22 protein-coding genes are annotated in these 20,181 nt (G+C 68.1%); 12 read left to right on the top strand and 10 right to left on the bottom strand.

All coding sequences use genetic code 11. The annotated features are described in order from the left end of the window. Positions 1–44: 44 nt before the first annotated feature. Positions 45–884 carry a pyrroline-5-carboxylate reductase gene (proC, locus tag ACZZ93_RS07455; RefSeq protein ID WP_400340329.1) on the top strand — a complete coding sequence of 280 codons (840 nt, stop codon included), beginning with the start codon at positions 45–47 and terminating at the stop codon, positions 882–884. A gap of 1 nt (position 885) precedes the next feature. After that, positions 886–1,173 carry a DUF1905 domain-containing protein gene (locus tag ACZZ93_RS07450; protein WP_053098847.1) on the top strand — a complete coding sequence of 96 codons (288 nt, stop codon included), beginning with the start codon at positions 886–888 and terminating at the stop codon, positions 1,171–1,173. Between the two features lie 21 nt (positions 1,174–1,194). Here ACZZ93_RS07450 and ACZZ93_RS07445 read toward each other — a convergent pair whose 3' ends face one another. Next, positions 1,195–1,866 carry a potassium channel family protein gene (locus tag ACZZ93_RS07445; protein WP_047520565.1) on the bottom strand — a complete coding sequence of 224 codons (672 nt, stop codon included), beginning with the start codon at positions 1,864–1,866 and terminating at the stop codon, positions 1,195–1,197. After that, complete coding sequence (locus ACZZ93_RS07440; protein ID WP_053098848.1) at positions 1,859–3,289, bottom strand: TrkH family potassium uptake protein; 1,431 nt, start codon at positions 3,287–3,289, stop codon at positions 1,859–1,861. Before ACZZ93_RS07440 ends, ACZZ93_RS07445 begins: the two co-directional genes overlap by 8 nt. A gap of 104 nt (positions 3,290–3,393) precedes the next feature. Here ACZZ93_RS07440 and ACZZ93_RS07435 point away from each other — a divergent pair, with 104 nt between their 5' ends. The 6 genes from ACZZ93_RS07435 to ACZZ93_RS07410 all read left to right on the top strand — a co-directional run bounded on the left by ACZZ93_RS07435 (position 3,394) and on the right by ACZZ93_RS07410 (position 5,527). Then, positions 3,394–3,810: an ArsR/SmtB family transcription factor gene (locus tag ACZZ93_RS07435; protein WP_053099390.1), complete on the top strand. Its 417-nt coding sequence runs from the start codon at positions 3,394–3,396 to the stop codon at positions 3,808–3,810. A gap of 324 nt (positions 3,811–4,134) precedes the next feature. Next, positions 4,135–4,326, top strand: a complete 192-nt coding sequence (locus ACZZ93_RS07430; RefSeq protein WP_053098849.1) for a helix-turn-helix domain-containing protein — start codon at positions 4,135–4,137, stop codon at positions 4,324–4,326. Positions 4,327–4,461: 135 nt separating this feature from the next. Further along, positions 4,462–4,560 carry a 30S ribosomal protein bS22 gene (locus ACZZ93_RS07425; RefSeq protein ID WP_003792170.1) on the top strand — a complete coding sequence of 33 codons (99 nt, stop codon included), beginning with the start codon at positions 4,462–4,464 and terminating at the stop codon, positions 4,558–4,560. Between the two features lie 81 nt (positions 4,561–4,641). After that, on the top strand, positions 4,642–4,944 hold the full coding sequence (locus tag ACZZ93_RS07420) for a rhodanese-like domain-containing protein (protein ID WP_053098850.1): 303 nt from the start codon (positions 4,642–4,644) through the stop codon (positions 4,942–4,944). Beyond that, on the top strand, positions 4,941–5,231 hold the full coding sequence (locus tag ACZZ93_RS07415; protein ID WP_053098851.1) for a glutaredoxin family protein: 291 nt from the start codon (positions 4,941–4,943) through the stop codon (positions 5,229–5,231). The genes ACZZ93_RS07420 and ACZZ93_RS07415 overlap by 4 nt, the downstream gene beginning before the upstream one ends. Then, the gene (locus tag ACZZ93_RS07410) at positions 5,228–5,527 is read left to right on the top strand and encodes a Dabb family protein (RefSeq protein WP_053098852.1); all 300 of its coding nucleotides are present in this window, start codon (positions 5,228–5,230) and stop codon (positions 5,525–5,527) included. Before ACZZ93_RS07415 ends, ACZZ93_RS07410 begins: the two co-directional genes overlap by 4 nt. A 682-nt stretch (positions 5,528–6,209) precedes the next feature. On the opposite strand, the gene ACZZ93_RS07405 is transcribed toward ACZZ93_RS07410, so the two are convergent. The 3 genes from ACZZ93_RS07405 to ACZZ93_RS07395 all read right to left on the bottom strand — a co-directional run bounded on the left by ACZZ93_RS07405 (position 6,210) and on the right by ACZZ93_RS07395 (position 12,079). Next, positions 6,210–7,511, bottom strand: coding sequence for a M1 family metallopeptidase (locus ACZZ93_RS07405; RefSeq protein WP_463510778.1), 1,302 nt, complete (start codon positions 7,509–7,511; stop codon positions 6,210–6,212). Next, complete coding sequence (locus ACZZ93_RS07400; RefSeq protein WP_463510777.1) at positions 7,508–11,437, bottom strand: Pls/PosA family non-ribosomal peptide synthetase; 3,930 nt, start codon at positions 11,435–11,437, stop codon at positions 7,508–7,510. The genes ACZZ93_RS07405 and ACZZ93_RS07400 overlap by 4 nt, the downstream gene beginning before the upstream one ends. An 84-nt stretch (positions 11,438–11,521) precedes the next feature. Beyond that, a complete protein-coding gene (locus ACZZ93_RS07395) occupies positions 11,522–12,079 on the bottom strand; it encodes a hypothetical protein (RefSeq protein WP_463510776.1) in 558 nt (185 codons plus the stop codon). Positions 12,080–12,318: 239 nt separating this feature from the next. On the opposite strand from ACZZ93_RS07395, the gene ACZZ93_RS07390 reads away from it, so the two are divergent. From ACZZ93_RS07390 to ACZZ93_RS07380, 3 genes are read left to right on the top strand one after another with little or no spacing between them, the layout of a single operon-like run. Further along, entirely contained in the window at positions 12,319–13,134 is an 816-nt protein-coding gene (locus ACZZ93_RS07390) for a transporter substrate-binding domain-containing protein (RefSeq protein WP_053098857.1), read from the top strand. 34 nt (positions 13,135–13,168) lie between these two features. Then, on the top strand, positions 13,169–13,966 hold the full coding sequence (locus tag ACZZ93_RS07385) for an amino acid ABC transporter permease (RefSeq protein ID WP_053098858.1): 798 nt from the start codon (positions 13,169–13,171) through the stop codon (positions 13,964–13,966). Beyond that, positions 13,963–14,718: an amino acid ABC transporter ATP-binding protein gene (locus tag ACZZ93_RS07380; protein ID WP_053098859.1), complete on the top strand. Its 756-nt coding sequence runs from the start codon at positions 13,963–13,965 to the stop codon at positions 14,716–14,718. Before ACZZ93_RS07385 ends, ACZZ93_RS07380 begins: the two co-directional genes overlap by 4 nt. A gap of 84 nt (positions 14,719–14,802) precedes the next feature. Here ACZZ93_RS07380 and ACZZ93_RS07375 read toward each other — a convergent pair whose 3' ends face one another. The 5 genes from ACZZ93_RS07375 to ACZZ93_RS07355 all read right to left on the bottom strand — a co-directional run bounded on the left by ACZZ93_RS07375 (position 14,803) and on the right by ACZZ93_RS07355 (position 19,018). Then, complete coding sequence (locus ACZZ93_RS07375) at positions 14,803–14,979, bottom strand: YegP family protein (protein ID WP_463510775.1); 177 nt, start codon at positions 14,977–14,979, stop codon at positions 14,803–14,805. An 86-nt stretch (positions 14,980–15,065) separates the two neighbouring features. Further along, positions 15,066–16,145: an ABC transporter ATP-binding protein gene (locus ACZZ93_RS07370; protein WP_056277111.1), complete on the bottom strand. Its 1,080-nt coding sequence runs from the start codon at positions 16,143–16,145 to the stop codon at positions 15,066–15,068. Next, positions 16,142–16,936, bottom strand: coding sequence for an ABC transporter permease (locus tag ACZZ93_RS07365; protein WP_072590800.1), 795 nt, complete (start codon positions 16,934–16,936; stop codon positions 16,142–16,144). The genes ACZZ93_RS07370 and ACZZ93_RS07365 overlap by 4 nt, the downstream gene beginning before the upstream one ends. Continuing rightward, the gene (locus ACZZ93_RS07360) at positions 16,933–17,751 is read right to left on the bottom strand and encodes an ABC transporter permease (protein WP_363519958.1); all 819 of its coding nucleotides are present in this window, start codon (positions 17,749–17,751) and stop codon (positions 16,933–16,935) included. Before ACZZ93_RS07360 ends, ACZZ93_RS07365 begins: the two co-directional genes overlap by 4 nt. Before the next feature lie 127 nt (positions 17,752–17,878). After that, the gene (locus ACZZ93_RS07355) at positions 17,879–19,018 is read right to left on the bottom strand and encodes an ABC transporter substrate-binding protein (RefSeq protein ID WP_463510774.1); all 1,140 of its coding nucleotides are present in this window, start codon (positions 19,016–19,018) and stop codon (positions 17,879–17,881) included. A 169-nt stretch (positions 19,019–19,187) separates the two neighbouring features. On the opposite strand from ACZZ93_RS07355, the gene ACZZ93_RS07350 reads away from it, so the two are divergent. Beyond that, the gene (locus tag ACZZ93_RS07350) at positions 19,188–20,015 is read left to right on the top strand and encodes a sulfite exporter TauE/SafE family protein (protein WP_187249995.1); all 828 of its coding nucleotides are present in this window, start codon (positions 19,188–19,190) and stop codon (positions 20,013–20,015) included. The last annotated feature ends 166 nt before the right edge of the window (positions 20,016–20,181 follow it).

The following is a 20,181-nucleotide window of genomic DNA, read 5'->3' as shown; positions in this document are numbered from 1 at the left end:
GGCTCGTCCGTGGTCGCCTGGTGCGCCCGCCGTAGGATGGCGACATGGCTGACTCGCTTCCCGCTCTCGCGTTCCTCGGTGCCGGATCGATGGGCGGCGCGATCCTCCGAGGGGTGGTCGCATCCGGCATCCAGGTCGACGGGGGAATCACCGCGACGAACCGCACGCCCGAGAAGGCGGCGGCCCTCGCCGACCTCGACGGGGTCAGGAGCATCGCCCTGTCCGAGACCACCGACGGCAACGCGGATGCGGTCGCGAAGGCTCGCATCGTCCTCGTCGGGGTGAAGCCCGCGATGGTGCCCGATCTGCTGCGCGAGATCGCCTCGCATCTGGCCGACGACGCGATCGTCGTGAGCCTGGCTGCGGGAGTCACGCTCCAGACCTTCGCCGACAACCTCGGCGCCGACGTGCGGGTCATCCGATCGATGCCGAACACGCCCTCGACAGTTGGCAAAGGAGTCACCGGTCTGGCCGCGGGGGCAGCGGCATCCGACGACGATCTCGCCCTCGTGCACCGCCTCTTCGCCACCGTGGGTGCGGTCGTCGAGGTTCCCGAATCGCAGATCGACGCCCTCTCGACGATCTCGGGTTCCGGCCCCGCCTACGTCTACCTGCTCATCGAGGAGCTGACGAAGGCAGCCGTCGGAATGGGCTTCAGCGAGAGCGACGCGCGGGTCATGGTGGAGCAGACCTTCATCGGCGCCACTGCGCTGCTCGATGCGTCAGGTGAGGAGCCGTCCGAGCTCCGCCGCAGGGTCACGAGCCCCAAGGGCACCACCGAGAAGGCCGTGGCGGTGCTGCAGGACGCGCACCTCGATCGCACCTTCGCGGATGCCGCCGCTGCCGCGCTCGCCCGCGCGAAGGAACTCGCGGCCGGAGCCTGACATGCAGCTGCGGTTCTCGGGGGAGATCTGGTTCTGGCGCGGTCCCGCGCCGTTCCATTTCGTCACCGTGCCGCCGGCGGAGAGCGAGATGATCGGTGAGGTCGCGAGCGTCGTCACCTACGGATGGGGGATGATCCCCGCATCCGTCACGATCGGCGACACGACGGTGACCACCGCCCTCTGGCCCAAGGACGGCGGCTACATCGTGCCGATCAAGAAGGCCCTGCAAGACCGTGAGGGCGTCGGCGTCGACGACCTCGTCGAGATCGCGCTCGACATCGACGCCTGACGTCCGTCGCGCGGATGCCGGTCAGCGGTCGAGGGCGGCGAAGCGCTCGATGTCGCTGTTGGTGCCCGAGACGATGATCAGATCGTGGTTGGTGACGATCGTGTTCGCCTCGGCGTAGCGGAACGGCTTGCCCGGGCTCTTCACTCCCACGACCGTGACCTTGTACTTGCTGCGCACGCCCGACTCGTTCAGACCCACGCCGCGGATGAACTTCGGCGGGTACATCTTGGCCAGCACGAAGTCGTCGTCGAAGCGGATGAAGTCGAGCATCCGCCCGGAGACGAGGTGCGCGACGCGCTCACCGGCTTCTCGCTCGGGGTAGATGACGTGGTTGGCTCCGACGCGGGCGAGGATCTTGCCGTGCGACTGCGAGACCGCCTTGGCCCAGATCTGTGGCACCTTGAGGTCGACGAGGTTCGCGGTGATCAGCACCGACGCCTCGATCGACGAACCGACGGCGACGACGGCGACCTGGAAGTCCTGCGCGCCGATCTGCCGCAGGGCGTCGATGTTCTTGGCGTCGGCCTGCACCGTGTGCGTGACGCGGTCCGACCATTTCTGCACGAGCTCGAGGTTGTCGTCGATCGCCAGGACCTCGCGGTCGAGACGATCGAGTTCGCCTGCGCAGGCGGCACCGAACCGGCCGAGACCGATGACGAGGACGGGAGCGTCGCCCCGGAGGACTTCAACCAACGATCGGCCTTTCCACGGGCAGTGAGTAGTACTGCGTTCGCGATGTCGCGGCGACGGCCGCGGCGAGAGTCACTGTACCAACGCGCCCCATGAAGATGGTGGTCGCGAGGACGTACGAACCGGCGTCGGGGAGATCGGCGGTGAGGCCGGTCGAGAGTCCGACGGTGGCGAAAGCCGAGATGACGTCGAAGAGGACGTGGCTGATGTCCGCCTTGGTGATCTGGGCGATGATGATCGTCGAGAGTGCCACGATCGTGGCTCCCCAGGCGACGACGCTCAACGCGACGCGCTGCACGTCGCTGGGGATGCGACGGCCGAACGCCTCGACGGACTGACGGCCCTTGGCCTCGGACCACACCGCGATCGCGAGCACCGCGAGGGTCGTCACCTTGATTCCGCCTGCGGTGGAGGCCGAGCCGCCGCCGACGAACATCAGCATGCTCGCGGCGAGGAGGGATGAGCCGTTCAGATCGTCCATCTCGATCACGTTGAAGCCGCCCGACCTCGTCATCGCGGACAGGAAGAACGCCTGGAAGGTCGTGTCCGCGGCATCCATCGACCCGAACGTCTTCGGGTTCGCGTACTCGAGGATCAGGAAGACGGCGGCGCCGAGCACGAAGAGCAGCACCGTGGTGACCAGGGTGAGCTTGGTGTGCAGCGACCACTTCTTCACGTGCCACACGTGCTTGGCCAGGGTGTAGATCACCGGAAAGCCGATGCTGCCGAGGAACACGCCTGCCATCAGCAGCGTGAGGACCAGATAGTCGTCGGCGAACACGGCGACTCCGCCGGCATTCGGCGCGAAGCCGGTGTTGGTGAAGGCCATCGCGGCGAAGTAGGGGGCCTCCCAGAGCGCTGCGATCGGCTCGACCCCGGCCATCACGAGTGCGGGGTAGAGGAGGACCGCGAGCACGCCCTCGATGATCAGCGCGGAGACGGCCACGGTCGTCAGGAGCTGACCGACCTCGCCCAGCCGGACGGTCTGGCTCTCGTTCACCACGCCACCGTGCGCGCGAAGGGGGTTGGTGTCTCCCGCGGCGAGGAGCTTGGCGCGGAGTCCCAGTCTCTTGGAGATGAGCATGCCCATCAACGAGGCGAGGGTGAGAACGCCGAGCGCGCCGATGTTGACGCCGATGAAGATCAGCACGTGACCGAAGGGCGACCAGTACGTCGCCATGTCGACGGTCGCGAGTCCCGTGACGCAGATGGTGGAGACCGCGGTGAACAGTGCATCGGCCAACGGCGTGACCGTGCGCGAGGCCGAGGCGATCGGCAGCGAGAGCAGCACCGTGAAGACCAGGATGAGCAGCGCGAAGATGACGATCGCGAAGCGCGAGGGCGACGACGTGATGATGTGCTTGCCCCAGGAGGCGGCGTTCTGGAGACGCTGTCGAGGCGACGACGCCGAAACGATGCCCGACATCGCGTCCCCCTTCGATCTTCCTGCTCCGACGTACGCGGATGCACGGCGCTGATCGCCGAGCCTTCGTCATGGTACTCCGTGCCGGGGACGACTACCCTGATCACATGACGGACATCTTCGACGTGATCGCAGACGGTACGAGGCGAGACATTCTCCAGCTTCTCCTGCGACGCACCGCCGAAGGGGACGCCGGAACGAGCGTGAGCCAGATCGTCGCCGACCTCGGCATCAGCCAGCCGACCGTCTCGAAGCATCTGAAGGTCCTGCGCGAGGCCGAGCTGGTCAGCGTCCGCGAAGACGGGCAGCGTCGTTTCTACAGCTTGGCCGTCGAGCCGCTCGAGGTCGTCGACGACTGGCTCGTGCCCTTCCTCATGGATGCCTACGGCGACGACGCACCCGACATCGACTACCCCGGACTGCCGCTGCCCGACGGAGCCGCACACGCGGCCGAGGTCGTCGGCCGCGCCGCGGCATCGGCGAAGCACGTGGTCGCGACGGCCCTCAAGCGCCTCGGCGGCTGATCGCGGCCGGAGACACACATCGCCCCTGACGATCGGGGGCGTGTCGTCAGGGGCGAGGCCGCGGGCCCCAGCCCGCGTGACTCGGATGGTGCCATCGTGAGTCGTGTGGTCAGCCTCGCAGGGCAGTCTGAGCGGTTCCGGCATACCTCCTATGTCTCCGCTGTGACGTCGCCCGTTCCGCGGGCCATGCGCCGATTCGGGACCTTTCCCGTGCGCGCCTTCGCGACCATCGGGGATGCACACTGATCACACAGGCCACATGGGTTTACACGTGTCCCACCTTGCCCATAGAGTGTGCACACAATCCAGAAAGGGGTACGTGGGATGCCCGAGGTTCCAGATGTCCGGTTCCTTACGGTGGCCGAGGTCGCCGAACTCATGCGTGTGTCGAAGATGACGGTCTATCGGATGGTGCACGCTGGGGAGCTGCCAGCCATCCGCTTCGGTCGCAGTTTCCGTGTTCCGGAATCCGCGGTCGCCGAGGCCCTGCAGCGACCGATAGCCGACGTCGGCTGACGTCCTCGGCGTCGTCTCGTGAGCGCGTGCAGCGGAAGCTCCACGGTTTGCTAGACTGATCCGAGGCATTTTTCCGTGCCCGTACCCGGGTGTCCGTCACCGACGACACCCAGCCACTGACTTAGTGAGGTTTCCGTGGGTTCTGTCATCAAGAAGCGCCGCAAGCGCATGGCGAAGAAGAAGCACCGCAAGCTGCTTCGTAAGACTCGCCACCAGCGTCGCAACAAGAAGTAAGCGACCAGACACGAGCGCCTGTCTCCGGACGGGCGCTTTGTGTCTCTGCCCCCGGTTTCCCACTCGTCGCAGGAGCATGCCATGAAGTCGATCACCGTCACCGAGCTCGCCGAGCGGTCGAACACCCCGCTCATCGATGTCCGAGAGGTGGATGAGTTCGCCGCCGGTCACGTGCCCGGGGCCGTCAACATCCCGATGTCCGAGATCGGCAACCGGCTCGAAGAGCTGCCCGCAGAGTCGTTCGACGTCATCTGCCAAGCGGGTGGGCGGTCGGCGCGCGTCGTCGAAGCGCTCGAGTCCCGCGGATACGACGCCACCAACGTCGAGGGCGGAACGGGCGAGTGGATCGCGCAGGGCCGCGATATCGAGGTGCCGTCGGCGTGACCACGCTGACCCTCATCGGCAAGCCGGACTGCCATCTCTGCGATGTCGCGTCCGAGATCATCGACGCCGTCGTCGCCGACCTGCCTGACGCGGCAGCCGAGCGCATCGAGATCGTGGAGGCCTCGATCGCCGACGATCCTGTGCTCTACGAGCTGTGGTGGGAGAAGATCCCCGTCGTCCTGATCGACGGCGACCTGCACGCGCACTGGCGTCTGTCCGCCGACCGACTGCGCGACGCGCTCGAATCAGCCGTGCAGCAGGACGCACTCGAGAAGGAAGCCCGATGATCCGTCACGTCGTCACCTGGAAGCTCGCAGCCGACGATGCGGCGACACGCGCCGAGCAGGCCGCCGAGGTCGCCCGTCGTCTGAACGCTCTCGACGGCGTCGTGCCGCAGCTGCGCTCGATCACCGCGGGCGCGAACGTCGCCTATCCCGACGCGAACTGGGACGTCACCCTCGTCGCGGACGTCGATTCGATCGCTGCTCTCGAGGAGTATCAGGTGCACCCGGCGCACGAAGAGGTCGTGGCGTATGTGCGCTCGGTCGTCGCCTCCCGTGTGGCCGTCGACTTCGAACTCTGAACCTCTGATCGGCGGTTCTCGGTGTGATGAGCGCAGGGGGAATCGCAGGCGAGACCACCTGGCATGACATCACGATCGCCTGGGCATCGCCCTCGCAGCTGCACGATTTCACTGAAGCCGATGCCGCAGCGATGGGTCAGCGGGAACGCCTCCGCGAGCTGAGCGGCAGCCGTGCCCAGGCGTTCCTCGCCGGCAGGGCACTGATGCGCGCCCTCGTGCGCAGGATCACCGGAACGCACGACGTCGTCATCTCGAGCCGCTGTGCCAGGTGCGGGGCGGACCATGGTCGGCCGCGCGCCGACGGCGTCTTGCTCAGCGTGAGTCATGCGGAGGGTCTCGTCGTCGTCGCAGTGGCTCCGGCAGCGGTGGGGACTGCGGCGTCGCTCGGCGTCGATGTCGAGCAGGCATCTGCGGCCGGCCGGGTCGACGAGCTGCGAACGATGTTCCCTGACGGCGCCGCCCCGGATCTCGCGGGGTGGACGCGCATCGAGGCGGCGGTCAAGGCGGATGGTCGCGGATTCGAGACAGAGCCGTCAGAGGTGCTCCTCCGACCGCGCGCGAACACGGATCCCTGCGTGTGGTCGGCAGCGCTTCCGGGTCGTGCCGCCACGATCGACGTCACGACGCTGGTCGGCCCACCGGGGTACGTGCTGAGCGTCGCTCGGGGTGATCCCGCTCGGTCTCAGGACCGGGATGCAGGAAGTGCGGGCAGCGGGAGTTCGTCGATCCAGGTCCGCACCAGGGTGCGCGCCCGGTCGTCGGCCACCTCGCCGACGAGGCCGAGGAAGTCGTCGCTGGTGACAGCGAGTCGCGCGAACCGCGCGGTCCACTCCCGCGTCAGAGCGAAGAACCGCTCATCGCCGATCGTGAGTCGCAGGGCATGCAGGGTGAGGGCGCCGCGCTTGTAGACGCGATCGTCGAACATGTCGTTCGGACCGGGATCCGAGAGCAGCAGATCCTGGGGAAGGCCGCGGAGGGCCGCGTGATGGGCCAGAGCGTTCTCGTGGGCGGTCGACGCGCCGGACGCTTCCGACCACAGCCACTCGGCGTAGCAGGCGAATCCCTCGTTCAGCCAGATGTCCCGCCAGCGGGCGACGCCGACGCTGTTGCCGAACCACTGGTGCGCGAGCTCATGCGCGATGAGGCGCTCGCTGCCCCCGGCTCCGTCCACGTGATTGGCACCGAAGATCGCCATGCCCTGCGCTTCGAGGGGGATCTCGAGATCGTCGGGTGTGATGACGACCTTGTAGGACTCGTAGGGATACGTGCCGAAGGCTTCGACGAACGTCTCCATCATGTGCGGCAGCGGGGCGAAGTCGGAGCGCACGCGGCCCGCGAGCGCCCGCGGGTGGAACAGACGCCCGGGAGTCGTGCCGAGAGCGACCCTGTCATCGTCGTACTGGCCGATCTGCACGGTCATCAGGTATGTCGCGGTCGGCACCGGCTGCTCGAAGATCCATCGGGTGCGACCGCGCTGCGTCGATCGCGTGGCTGCACCGCCGCTGACCACGGTGTACTCGGGATCGGCCGTGAACTCCAACCGATAAGTCGCCTTGTCCGAGGGCAGGTCGTTGCAGGGGAACCAGGTCGGCGCGCCGGTCGGCTGCGACGCGACGAGCACGCCGTCTTCGAGTTCTTCCCACCCGAGGAGCCCCCATCGAGTGCGCCGGGGCGACGGAGAACCGGAGTACTCGACCGCGACCGTGAGCTCCTGACCGCTCGCCCGCTCGCCCCCGAAGACCACTTTGAGCCGCCTGTCGTCCTGTCTGAACGAGGCGGCGCGATCACCGACGACCCGCACCTTCGTGACATTGAGCCCGACGAGGTCGAACGAGACGTGCTTCGCCGATTCCTGCATCTGCAGTCGGATCGTCGCCGTGCCCGCGATGCGGTTCGTGGTCACGCGATAGTCGATGGCCAGGTCGTAGTGCAGCACCCCGTAGCGCCGATCGCCGCTGTGCGGGGTGTAGGGGTCGACGGTCATGCGTTCGAGGCCTGGTAGGAGCGCACTTTGACGGCACGCCACGGCCCGATGGGGTTGCCGCTCCATCGACTGCCGATCGGCACGAACTCGCCCCGCATCACGAGTGAGGCGGGCCCGACCGTGGCATCCGATCCGATCGTGGCCGCGGGCAGGATCACGCTGTGCGGACCGAGGGTCGCACCACTCTCGAGGGTCACTGCGTCGATGCTCATCACTCGATCATGGAACAGATGCGTCTGAACCACACATCCGCGGTTCACGGTCGCACCGTCCCCGAGGGTGACCAGGTCGGGCTCGGGCAGCCAATAGCTGTCGGTCCAGACGCCTCGGCCGATCTTCGCGCCGAGGGTGCGCAGCCAGATGGCGAGTGCAGGAGTGCCCGATGCGGCATTGGCGAACCAGGGTGCGGCCACCATCTCCGTGAAGGTGTCCGACACCTCCGTGCGCCACACGAAGCTCGACCAGAGCGGATGCTCGCCGGCACGGATCGGCCCCACGATCAGCCACTTGGCGGCGGTGGTGATCAGAGCGGCGAAGGCGCCTGCGGCGAGCATCACGGCGCTCGAGAGCAGCACGGCCCATGCGAGTCCCCAGGCCTCGACCACCGCGGCGAGCGTGAGCATCACACTCACTCCGATCGCGCAGGTCACGAACACCGGGATGATGCGGCACAGCTCCCACAGAGCCCGCGCGAGGCGGAGTCCCGGGCGCGGGCGATAAGTGCGCTCGAGATCGGAGTCGTTCACCACACGGCGCAGTCGCGCGGCGGGCGAGCCCAGCCACGATGAGCCCGCCTTGGCCTTGGGCGGAGCGACGGACAGGACGGCGACGAGGCCGTCGCGAGGCACGTTGTGCCCACCGGCGGCCATGCCGGAGTTGCCGAGGAACGCGCGCTTGCCGATGCGCGCGGTGCCCAGCCGCATCCATCCGCCCTGCAGCTCGTAGGTCGCGACCATGGTGTCGTCGGCGAGGAACGCTCCGTCGGCGATGGTCGTGAGCTTCGGGATGAGCAGCACGGTCGACGCCTCGACGTCGCGCCCGACCTCGGCCCCGAGGGCCCTGAGCCAGAAGGGAGTGGCACTACTCGAGTACAGCGGGAAGAGGAAGGTACGGGCGGAATCGAGCAGACGCTCGGTCGTCCACGCCTGCCAGGCGATGCGCGAGCGCACCGGGTACACGCCTTCGCCGAGACCGGCTCCGAGCACACGCACGAAGACGAGCACGAGACCGGCGAACACGAATCCGGCGAGCAGCACTGCGGGAACCAGCAGCGCCAGGATGCTCGGGACGGCCGCTGTCAGGGAGTCGGACCCGCGCATGCCCAGCGCGAGCACCCAGGCGCCGGCGGCGAGCGAGAGGACAGGGAGGACGCCGAGCGCGGCGGAGGAGACGGCGTAGGCCCACAACCACCGGGTGCGGCTGGGTGGGCGGCCCTCCGCGAACGGCCGCGACACTCCGCCGACGCGTGCCGCCGGCGATCCTGCCCAGCGCTGCCCGGCGCGGACCCGACCGAACACGGCCGAGCCGGGTGCGATCTCGGCGCCGCGACCGATCTTCGTGCCGGGGGCGAGGGTGCTGCGGGCGCCGATGGTCGCTCCCGCGCCGATGCGGATGCCGCCGATGCGCACGGTGTCGCCATCGATCCAATAGCCGGTGAGGTCGACCTCGGGCTCGACGGAGGCTCCGGAGCCGATGTCGAGCATGCCCGTGATCGGCGGGACGGTGTGCAGATCGACATCTCTGTGGATGCGGGCGCCGAGAGCTCGTGCGTAGTAGACGACCCAGGGAGCACCGGCCAGGCCGACCGGGTCGACCTGCTGGGCGATCTGCTCCGCGAGCCACAGACGCAGATGCACTCCGCCGCCGCGCGGATAGTCGCCAGGGCGGAGTCCGGCGAGCAGCAGACGCGCGGCGACGGCGGCGATCGTCATCTTCCCCACCGGGGTGACGAAGATCAGCAGGCCGACGATGATCGTCCACACCGGAACAGCGGGCAGGAATTCGAATCCGGGGGACAGCCGCAGGAGCCAGCTCGCGGCGAGCAGGTACAGCAGCCAGCGGATGCCGGTGAACACGAACAGCGGGAGACCCGCGATCGTCTGCACCCACTGCATCCGTCGGGGGGTCGGGACGGGCTGGCTGAAGACGCGTTCCTCGGCGTCCTCATCATCGGCCTCATCGTCGACGGCATCCGACATCTGGCGCAGCCGCGGCAGATCGTAGACGTCGGTCATCGTGAACTCCGGCGCCCGGGTGCGCAGGCGGGAGACCAGCTGGGCGGCCGCGAGCGACCCGCCGCCGAGCTGGAAGAAGTCGGCGTCCTCGTCGCCCGGGCGCACGCCGAGCACGGCGAACCACTGCTCGGCGAGCCACGCCGCCGTGCCGGACAGGGACGAGTCGTTCGCGTCGCCGGAATCGAGCGGCCAGGGGAGAGCCGCCTTGTCGACCTTCCCGGACGTGCGGACGGGCAGGTCGTCGACGATGGCGAGCAGGGGGATCAGCGGAGCGGGAAGCGTCTCCGAGAGCTCACCACGCGCCACCTGCCGGTCGAACCCCTCGTCGGGCACGACATAGCCGACGAGGATCGGCATGCCCGTCTCGGTCTTCTGCACCACCACGGTCGCCGCCGAGACGGAGCTCAGCGCCTGCAGCGCCGCCTCGACCTCGCCGAGCTCGATGCGGCGGCCGCCGATCTTGACCTGGTCATCGGCGCGACCCTGGAAGATCAGTCCCTCGGACTCGACCCGCACGACGTCGCCGGAGCGGTAGGCCCGGTCCCAGCCGAGAGTGGGCATGCGCGCGTACTTCTCGGCATCCTTCGCAGGGTCGAGGTACCGGGCGAGACCGACTCCGCCGATGATCAGCTCGCCGGTCTCGCCTTCGGCGACGCGCTGTCCGTCAGCATCGACCACGGCGAGCGACCACCCGTCGAGCGGGAGGCCGATGCGCACCGGACCTGTGCCTTCCATCAGCGAGGCGCAGGCCACCACCGTGGCCTCGGTCGGGCCGTAGGTGTTCCATACCTCACGTCCGTCCGACGCCAACCGGGCGACGAGCTCGGGCGGGCAGGCCTCCCCGCCGAAGATCAGCAGGCGCACGTTCTCGATCGCGTCCTGCGGCCAGAGGGCGGCGAGCGTCGGCACCGTCGAGACGACGGTGATGCCGTGGCCGAGCAGCCACGGCCCCAGGTCTTCGCCCGAGCGCACGAGAGCTCGCGGTGCGGGCACCAGGCAGGCGCCGTGGCCCCACGCGAGCCACATCTCCTCACAGGACGCGTCGAAGGCGACCGAGAGGCCTGCGAGCACGCGATCACCGGGACTCAGCGGTGCGGCCTGGAGGAACAGACGTGCCTCGGCGTCGACGAAGGCCGCGGCCGAACGGTGCGAGACCGCGACGCCCTTGGGCACGCCGGTCGACCCGGAGGTGAAGATGATCCAGGCGTCGTCGTCGACAGTCGGCGGCGCGACGATCGGGATCGCGGAGGTGCGCGGATGAGGTGACTCGCCGCCGAGGAGATCGACCGCCTCGGTCGCCCCGGCCGGCATGTAGCCGGCGTCGGTGATCGTGCCCGCGATGCGGGCCTCGTGGAACACGAGATCGGCACGCTCCTGCGGGTCGTCGGCATCGACGGGGACATAGGCGGCGCCCGCCGCGATGGTGCCGAGGATCGCGATGTACAGCTCGCGGTGTCCGGACGACATGCGGATGCCGACGCGGTCGCCGCGGCGCACGCCTCTCTCGTGCAGCAGGGCCGCCGTACGCCAGACATGCGCGAGCAACTCGGCGTAGCTGAGCGCCCCGTCCGCGTCCTCGATGGCCGAGGCGTCGGGATATCGCCGGGTCGTCTCCTGAAGGATGTCGATCAGCGTGCGGGGAGGAGGCGCGTCGGCGCCCCGGTCGAGCGCCTCCTGCACGTCAGCGCGCAAGGAGGTCGAGCAGAGCGGCCTTCGTCAGGCGCGAGTATCCGGTGCGGCCCTCGGCGCGGGCGCGGGCGCGCAGCTGGACCAGGGTCAGCGCGCTGAGCTCCGGTGCCGCTGCAGAGGTCTCTGTTGGTGCCGGTGCAGGTGCGGGTGCTGGTGCTGCTGCTGGTGCCAGTGCGGGTGCCGACGTCGGGGTCGTGATCGTGACCGTCGGCTCGACGGTCGGAGCCGCGACCACGGCCTTCTTGGCCACGGCCTTCTTCGTCTCGGCCTTCTGGGGGCCTTCTTCGGGGCCGGCTGCTTCGCATCCGGCGTCGGCTCGACGGCGGACTTCTTGTCGGCCTTCTTCTGGTCCTTCTTCGCGGCGGACTTCCTGTCCGACGCCTTCTTCTCGGCCTCCAGACGTGCGGTGGCCTGGGTGAGGCGCGCGGTCGCCGCGGTCGCCGACTTCGCGACCTTCTTGGGCCGGTCCGCGACCTTCTTCTTCGAGACTTTCGCCGCGTCCTTCGCGTCCTCGACGAGAGGCTTCAGCTTCTTGGCGTCCTTCTTGGGCAGGGACTTGATCAGCTTCTTCGCGTCCTTCGCCGCATCCTTCGCCGCGTCGAGAGCGGCTTCGGCGGTGCGCTGTGCTGAGGTCTTCTTTGCCATGATCGGGTCTCCTCTGAGTCCGGAGCGTGTCGGCTCGGGGTGTCGGCACAGAGGATACTCAGGCAAGGTGAACGATCGGTGCCGCATCGTGCGTAACACGCCCGTCATATTCGGTCACACTTGCAACACAAATGTGATCCGCAGAAGGCGGCCGACGGCGGGTTCGGCCCGGTGGTGCATGTTTAGATGTTCTCCTACCCGTCCGTGGGGAACCACACCCTCGTCCTTCAGGAGCTGACATGCAGCGTCGCAACATCATCGCCGGGATCGCGCTCGCCGCGACCGCCACCCTCGCCCTCGCCGGATGCGCGACCGGCGGCAGTGACGCGGGATCGGGTGAGCCTGCGGCCGGCGACGAGTACGACCTCATCGAGGCGGGCACCCTGACGGTCTGCTCCGACATCCCTTACGCACCGTTCGAGTTCGAGGGCGGCGACAACGGCACGGGTTACACCGGCTTCGACATCGACCTGCTCGACGCGATCGCGAAGGAGCTCGACCTGAAGCTCTCGGTGCAGGACGTCGGATTCGACGCGCTGCAGTCGGGCACCACGCTCGCCGCCGGACAGTGCGACGTCGGCGCCTCGGCCATGACGATCACCGACGAGCGCAAGGCGAACATCGACTTCTCCGAGCCGTACTACGAGTCGCTGCAGTCGCTGCTCGTGCGCACCGACTCGGGCATCGAATCGATCGACGATCTCTCGGGCAAGAACGTCGGCGTGCAGCAGGGCACCACCGGAGAGGCCTACGCGACCGAGAACGCCGAGGGCGCAGAACTCGTCCAGTACCCCTCCGACGGAGAGCTGTGGCCCGCGATGCAGGCCGGACAGATCGACGCGATCCTTCAGGACCAGCCGGTGAACCTCGAGCACGAGAAGGCCGACAGCGCGTACAAGATCGTCGAGGAGTACGAGACCGGCGAGTCGTACGGTTTCGCATACGCGAAGGGCGAGAAGGATGCTCTGCGCGAGGCGATCGACGGCGCGCTGCAGGATCTCCGCGACAGCGGCGACTACCAGACGATCTACGACACCTACTTCACCGCGAAGTAATCGGCGAGCGACGTAGGACAGGGAGACCTTGACAATGGCGTTGAGGCGCACCACGAAGAGCAAGCTGTATCGGTACACCGTCTATGCGGTGCTGATCGCGGTCGCCGTCTGGCTGATCGTCAGCACCGACTGGGCCCGCATCGCGCAGCTGTATTTCAACCCGGAGGTCGCGGCGAAGATGCTTCCGGGCATCATCACCACGGCGCTCGTGAACACTCTGTGGTTCACGGCCGTCGCGTTCGCCGGCGGTCTGCTGCTCGGCGTCGTGCTCGCGCTGCTGAAGCTGTCGTCCATCGGACCCTTCCGATGGATCGCGACGGCATGGATCGAGCTCTTCCGCGGGCTTCCCGCGATCCTCACGATCTTCGCCATCGCGTTCATCCTGCCGATCGGACTCGGCGTGCCAGGCACGAAGCTCGGCGGCCCGGTCGTGCTCGGCCTGATCGGTCTGATCCTGGTCGCATCGGCGTACATGGCCGAGACGATCCGCGCCGGCATCCAGGCCGTTCCGAAGGGGCAGACCGAGGCGGCACGTTCGCTCGGCATGTCGCCCATGAAGACGACGTTCTGGATCGTGGTCCCGCAGGGGTTCCGCATCATCATCCCGCCGCTGACCAACGAGTTCGTCCTGCTGCTGAAGGACACGTCGCTGCTCTTCGTGGCAGGTTCCTTCATCTGGTCGAAGGAGCTGACGAACTTCGCGCGTGACGCGAGCACGCAGAACGCGAACGGAACGCCGCTCATCATGGCGGCGGCCCTCTACCTGATCGTGACGATCCCCCTCACGCGCTTCAGTGCGTACCTGGAACGAAGGATGTCGAGGCAGCGATGATCACCGATCTGATTGACGTCCACGCCCCCGCGATCGACCTGCAGGGGCTCGTGAAGAGCTTCGGCGACAACGAGGTGCTCAAGGGCATCGACCTCACCGTCACCGCCGGAGAGGTCGTCTGCATCATCGGCCCGTCGGGCTCGGGCAAGTCGACGCTGCTGCGCTCGGTGAACCTGCTCGAGGAGCCGACCGGCGGCAAGGTGCTCATCGAGGGGATCGACATCACTGATCCCGATGTCGACATCGACCGGGTGCGCACCCGCATCGGCATGGTGTTCCAGAGCTTCAACCTCTTCCCCCACCTCGATGTGATGGGCAACCTCATGATCGCGCAGCAGCGCGTGAAGAAGCGGTCCAAGGCTGAGGCTGAGCGGGTCGCGAAGGAGATGCTCGGACGCGTCGGGCTCGCCGAGAAGGCGGACGCCTTTCCCGGACACCTGTCGGGCGGTCAGCAGCAGCGTGTCGCGATCGCGCGGGCGCTGTGCATGAACCCGGACATGATGCTGTTCGACGAGCCGACGTCGGCGCTCGACCCCGAGCTCGTCGGCGAGGTGCTGCAGGTCATGCGCTCGCTCGCGGACGAGGGCATGACGATGCTCGTCGTCACGCACGAGATGGGCTTCGCCCGCGAGGTCGGATCACGTCTGATCTTCATGGACGGCGGCTACATCGTCGAAGAGGGTGACCCGCGCGAGGTGCTCGCGAACCCGCAGCATCCGCGTACGCAGGACTTCCTGGCTCGCGTCCTCTGAGTTCGCGTCTCACCTGTCACGACGAGACCCCCTCCTGCTGAGTCAGCGCGAGGGGGTCTCGTGTGCGGAGAGTGCGGTGCGAGGTCAGGCCTCCACGACCTCGGCATCCACGGCATTGCGGCGCACCGAGTCGATGCCGTTCAGCGCGGACGATTTCGACGAGTAGCCCTCGCTGATCGCGATCACCTCGCCGTTGCCGGACTTGAGGCGGAACCGGTACTCGCCGGACTTGTCGGTGTACAGCTCGAACGTGCCTGCCATGAGGTGTCCTTTCTCGACGGTGAGGAGGGCACGAGGCCCTCGAGCATCACGGTATCTCGGAGTACTGCGCCAGCGATAGGGCTCGGTCAGCCGCGCGGATGCACGGCGACGGGCTCGGGAGCGACGGCGATCCGCACGCGATCGCCGAAGGCCGGGTGGATGCCCGGAGCGTGCTGGAGGCGCACCAGCTCGCCTGATTCGGTGCGCACGAGCGTGCGGCGCATGCTGCCGAGGAACGTGCTCTCCTGCACCAGCGCATCGGTCGCGGCATCGGCCTCGGATGCGAAGTGCACGTTCTCCGGGCGCAGATACACGTCGACGGGCCCGTCGGCCGGCGACTGCAGGGGAAGCTTCTGACCCCACACGACCACGTGATCACCCTCGGCGACACCCGAGACGACGCTCGAGAGCCCGACGAAGGCGGCGACGCCCGCCGTGGACGGCGTCGTGTAGAGCTGCTCCGGGGTTCCGATCTGCTCGATGGTGCCGGCGTTCATCACGGCGATCCGGTCGGAGACCGCGAGGGCCTCCTCCTGGTCGTGCGTGACGAACACTGTGGTGATGCCGAGCCGCAGCTGGATGCGCCGGATCTCATCGCGCAGCTGCACCCGCACCTTCGCATCGAGGGCAGAGAGCGGCTCGTCGAGAAGCAGGACCTTCGGCTCGGTGACCAGAGCGCGGGCGAGCGCGACGCGCTGCTGCTGACCTCCGGAGAGCTGATGCGGGTAGCGATCGGCGAAGTCCGAGAGCCCCACGAGCGCGAGGGCATCGAGGGCGCGCGTTGCCGCCTCGGCCTTGCCGACGCCGCGGCGACGCAGCCCGAACGCCGTGTTCTCCGCGACCCGCAGGTGCGGGAACAGGGAGTACGACTGGAACACCATGCCGATGTCCCGCTTGTTCGTGGGCACCCGCGAGACATCGTTGCCGCCGAGCAGCACCGCACCGCTGTCGAGCCCCTCGAGTCCCGCGAGCACGCGAAGCAGCGTCGTCTTGCCGCAGCCGGAGGGGCCGAGCAGCGAGACGAACTCACCGGGGGCGATGTCGAGATCGACGCCGTGCAGCACCGTGTTGCCCGAGTAGCTCTTCACGATGCCCTGCAGTTGCACGCGCGTGCCCTCTCCGGCTTCGGCGAGCAGCATGTTGTCGGCGGTCTGGGGGAGGGTCATGAGCGGGCCTTTCCGGTGCCGCGGGCGACGCGGCCGATGAGAAGCAGAAGCAGGAAGACGAACAGCAGCGCCAGCAGGGTGAAGATCGCCGGAGCGTACGGATCCTGCTTCTGCACGACGACCATGGCCGTCTGGAACACCTGGCGGTTGAGGAGCGAGGCGATCGTGAACTCGCCGAGCACGACGGCGATCGAGATCAGAGACGCCGCGAGGAGTCCCTGACGCAGGTTGGGAGCGAGCACCTTCAGCACGACGGTAGGCCAGCCGGCGCCGAGGGATCGGGCGGCTTCGGCGAGCGTGCGCAGGTCGGCGGCGTCGATGGAGGCCTGGATCGAACGGTACGCGAACGGCAGCACGGTGATGCCGTAGGCGAAGGCCAGCGTCCACGTGCCGGTGCCGAGGGTGCGTCCGATCTGCAGGTAGATCGGTGCGAGACCCACGACCAGCACGATCGCGGGGATCGAGATCGGCAGCAGCACGGCGAACTCGAAGACGGGTTTGAGCTTCGCGAAGCGCAGGTTCACCAGGATCATGGTCGGTGCGAGCAGCAGGAGCACGATCGCGACGGTCACGACCGCGAGGACCAGGGAGTTGCCCAGGCCCATCCAGATCGGCCTGATCGCCGCCGACTTCGCGGGATCGAAGAGCGCGGCCCACCGCTCGAGGCCGAGACTGCCGTCGGTCTGGCGCAGCGTGTAGAGCAGGGTCGAGACGAGCGGGATCGCGAAGAATGCGCCGACGACCACGCCGATGATCCAGCGGGTCGCGAGTGACGGGCCGAGGCGGTTCATGACTGCCACCTCGCTGCCCGACGCTGGATGAGCGAGTACAGGGCCATCACGACTCCCACGATGACGATCATGCCGAGCGCGAGCGCGCCGGCGAGATTCTCACGGCCGAGAAGAGTCTCGCTCGTGAGGGCGGCGCGGATCTGCAGCGGCACGATCTGCGAACCCTGACTGGCGAGGGCGGCGGCGGTGGCGTACGACGAGAAGGCGTTCGCGAAGAGCAGCAGGAGGCTCGCGAGGAACGAGGGTGCGAGCACGGGGACGCCGATGCGCAGCCAGAAGCTCGCGCGCGTGCCGCCGAGCGTGAGGTTCGCCTCGGCCCACTGCGGCTTGAGGGCTGCGAGGGCGGGCATGAAGGTGATCACCATGAGCGGGATCTGGAAGTAGATGTACGGGAGGATCAGCCCGGGAAGCTCGTAGAGCCACGTGCCGTTCGCGAAGATGTCGATGCCGAGGTCGTTCTTGAGGAAGAGGGTGACGACCCCCTGGATGCCGATCGTGGCGATGAAGGCGAAGGCGAGCATCACGCCGCCGAACTGGGCGAGGACGCCGGCCGCAGCATCCACGGTCGAGCGCACGGCGCCGTCCGGGTTCATGCCGAGCAGGGCATAGCAGACCAGAGCACCCGCGATCGCGCCGACGACGGCGGTCAGCAGCGACAGGCCGGCGGAGTTGGCGAACGTGGTGAGGACGACGGGGTCTGCCAGGGCCGACAGGTTCGACCAGGTGAACGACCCGTCCTTCGTGAAGAAGCCGGAGCCGATCGCGAGGAGGGTCGGAACGGCGAGGAAGAGCACGACGTAAGCGGCGAAGGGCACGAGACCGAGCCAGGCGACGGACGGCGCGGAGCGCTGGGCCCGCGACGAGGTCGCAGGCCCAGCGCTGTGCGCTGCGGGGAGACGGGGGCGGATGCCGCGGCATCCGCCCCCGCTGCGGTGGCAGTCGTCACTGGACCGCCGCGGCCCACTTCTCGCCGAGCAGCGTGCCGGCGTTCGTCGACTGCTCCTCGGTCGGGACGACCGTCTCGCTGGGGACCTCGGGAAGAGCAGCAGCCAGGTCGGCGTCGATGGTGCCGGCCTCGGTCATGGCCTCCATGCGGGCCGGGCGTGCGCCGCCCTTGAGCCACAGGTTCTGCACCTCGTCGCTGTAGAGGAACTCCTGCCACAGGCGTGCGGCGGCCGGGTTCGGAGCATCCTTGTTGATCGCCTGGTTGTAGTAGCCCGCGTAGCCCGTGCCGTCGAGGACGACGACCTTCCAGTCCTTGTTGTCGGTGGCGTGCGCCGCGTTCAGGTAGTCCCAGTCGAAGACGACAGGGGTCTCGCCGCTGGCCACGGTCGCGGTGGTCACATCGACCTTGAGCAGGTTGCCGGCCTTCTGGAGGTCGGAGAAGAAGTCGATGCCGGGCTGGAAGTCGTCGAGGGTGCCGTCGGACTGCACGGTCGCGAGGCCCACGGCGGCGAAGGCCGCGCCGGCCTGCGTCGGGTCTCCGTTGATGGCGACGGCGCCCTTGTAGGCGGCATCCTTCAGATCGTCGAGCGACTCGGGAGCGTCGAACTTCGAGGAGTCGTAGCCGATCGACATGTATCCGCCGTAGTCGCCGACGAAGAGGCCGGTCGGCTCCTTGAGAGCGTCGGGGATCTCGTCCCACGTCTGCACCTGGTACGGCGCGAAGACGTCGGTGTTCTGCAATGCGACGGTCAGACCCAGGTCGAACACGTCGGGCGCGGTGTCGAGGCCCTCGTTCGTCTTCGCAGCCTGGATCTCCTCGGCGCTCGACACGTCGGGAGAGGCCTCGTTGATCGTGATCTCGGGGTACTTCTCGGCGAACAGGTCGAGGATCTCCCCGTAGTTCGCCCAGTCACGCGGAAGCGCGATGACATTGAGCTGGCCCTCGGCCTTCGCGGCCTCTTCGAGGTCGGCGAAGGAACCGAAGTCCTCGACCGAGGTCGCGGATGCGGAGTCGACAGCGTCGCTGCCTGCGGCCGGGGCCTCCGCGCCGGTGGCGCAGGCGGTGAGACCCAGCGCGGCGGTCGTGAACAGGGCGATGCCGGCGCCGATTCGTGCGCGGCGGTGGAAGTTGGTCATCAGGGTCCTCTCGGTGCCCGGCGCTGTGAGCCGGATTCGGGTTGCGAGAGGACACTATGAGCCGAGGGTTGCCGATGATCGCGGCTCGGGTGAACGACAGGTGTCGAGGGTGTGACGGGTCGGACTGCAGTGGCGTTCGAGGTGCCGCGTGGTCTGACATCCTGGACGGATGGACATCGGCAGTGTGCTCGGGCTCGAACAGCTCACCTGGGGCACGCTGATCCTCGTCGTCGTCGCGGCCTTCGCTGCCGGGTGGATCGATGCGGTGGTGGGAGGGGGCGGTCTGCTGCAGCTCCCCGCCCTGCTGCTGATCCCCGGGATCTCGCCGATCCAGGCTCTCGCGACCAACAAGCTCGCGTCCGTGTTCGGCACGGCCACGAGCAGCGTCACCTACTACCGACGTGCGAAACCCGATATCCGCACGGCTCTGCCGATGGCCGCGATCGCCCTGGTCGGATCGTTCGGGGGAGCTGCCGTCGCGACTGTTCTGCCGGCCGCCGCCTTCAAGCCGATCATCGTGGTCGCGCTGCTCGCCGTCGCGCTCTTCACCGCCTTCCGCCCGCAGATGGGCGCCGCGACGCGGCTGCGCTTCAGCGGGCACAAGCACCACATCATGGCGGGTCTCTCAGGGCTCGTGATCGGCTTCTACGACGGTCTGATCGGGCCGGGCACCGGCACGTTCCTGGTGATCTCGCTCGTCGCGCTGCTCGGCTACGACTTCCTGCAGGCGAGCGCGAAGGCGAAGATCGTCAACCTGGCCACGAACACCGGCGCCCTGCTGCTCTTCATCCCGCACGGCGCCGTGCTGTGGCTGCTCGGCGGCATCCTCGCGGTCGCGAACGTCGCAGGCAGCTACCTCGGATCCCGCATGGCCATCTCGCGCGGCACGACCTTCATCCGCGTCGTGTTCCTCGTCGTGGTGGTCGCCCTCATCGCCAAGCTCGGCGTCGACGTGTGGAACGAGAACATCGTTCCGGCGCTCGCGCAGCTGCGCTGAGCATCCGCGCTGGCGCACCTCCGCCTCCGCGCCTGCGCTCCGGCATCCGCCTGCGCTCCGGCATCCGCTCGCCGTCCGCGCGGTATTCTGCGCGTGTCACGGCCGGATTCGGCGAGTCCGGCCGATCCTGACGCATTCGGCCGAGCGGGGGATGCGCGGTGCATGC

It is taken from the genome of Microbacterium sp. AC026 (genome assembly GCF_979258475.1).
Note: the sequence above shows the minus strand (reverse complement) of the source record. Positions and strands in the feature narration are given on the sequence as shown.

Coding starts and splice junctions, on each gene's coding strand:
- ACZZ93_RS07390 (WP_053098857.1), top strand. CDS start 12,319: ATGCAGCGTCGCAACATCATCGCCGGGATCGCGCTCGCCGCGACCGCC.
- ACZZ93_RS07405 (WP_463510778.1), bottom strand. CDS start 7,511: ATGACCGTCGACCCCTACACCCCGCACAGCGGCGATCGGCGCTACGGG.
- ACZZ93_RS07450 (WP_053098847.1), top strand. CDS start 886: ATGCAGCTGCGGTTCTCGGGGGAGATCTGGTTCTGGCGCGGTCCCGCG.
- proC (WP_400340329.1), top strand. CDS start 45: ATGGCTGACTCGCTTCCCGCTCTCGCGTTCCTCGGTGCCGGATCGATG.
- ACZZ93_RS07420 (WP_053098850.1), top strand. CDS start 4,642: ATGAAGTCGATCACCGTCACCGAGCTCGCCGAGCGGTCGAACACCCCG.
- ACZZ93_RS07440 (WP_053098848.1), bottom strand. CDS start 3,289: ATGTCGGGCATCGTTTCGGCGTCGTCGCCTCGACAGCGTCTCCAGAAC.
- ACZZ93_RS07370 (WP_056277111.1), bottom strand. CDS start 16,145: ATGACCCTCCCCCAGACCGCCGACAACATGCTGCTCGCCGAAGCCGGA.
- ACZZ93_RS07430 (WP_053098849.1), top strand. CDS start 4,135: ATGCCCGAGGTTCCAGATGTCCGGTTCCTTACGGTGGCCGAGGTCGCC.
- ACZZ93_RS07410 (WP_053098852.1), top strand. CDS start 5,228: ATGATCCGTCACGTCGTCACCTGGAAGCTCGCAGCCGACGATGCGGCG.
- ACZZ93_RS07385 (WP_053098858.1), top strand. CDS start 13,169: ATGGCGTTGAGGCGCACCACGAAGAGCAAGCTGTATCGGTACACCGTC.
- ACZZ93_RS07435 (WP_053099390.1), top strand. CDS start 3,394: ATGACGGACATCTTCGACGTGATCGCAGACGGTACGAGGCGAGACATT.
- ACZZ93_RS07365 (WP_072590800.1), bottom strand. CDS start 16,936: ATGAACCGCCTCGGCCCGTCACTCGCGACCCGCTGGATCATCGGCGTG.
- ACZZ93_RS07375 (WP_463510775.1), bottom strand. CDS start 14,979: ATGGCAGGCACGTTCGAGCTGTACACCGACAAGTCCGGCGAGTACCGG.
- ACZZ93_RS07395 (WP_463510776.1), bottom strand. CDS start 12,079: ATGGCAAAGAAGACCTCAGCACAGCGCACCGCCGAAGCCGCTCTCGAC.
- ACZZ93_RS07355 (WP_463510774.1), bottom strand. CDS start 19,018: ATGACCAACTTCCACCGCCGCGCACGAATCGGCGCCGGCATCGCCCTG.
- ACZZ93_RS07350 (WP_187249995.1), top strand. CDS start 19,188: ATGGACATCGGCAGTGTGCTCGGGCTCGAACAGCTCACCTGGGGCACG.
- ACZZ93_RS07380 (WP_053098859.1), top strand. CDS start 13,963: ATGATCACCGATCTGATTGACGTCCACGCCCCCGCGATCGACCTGCAG.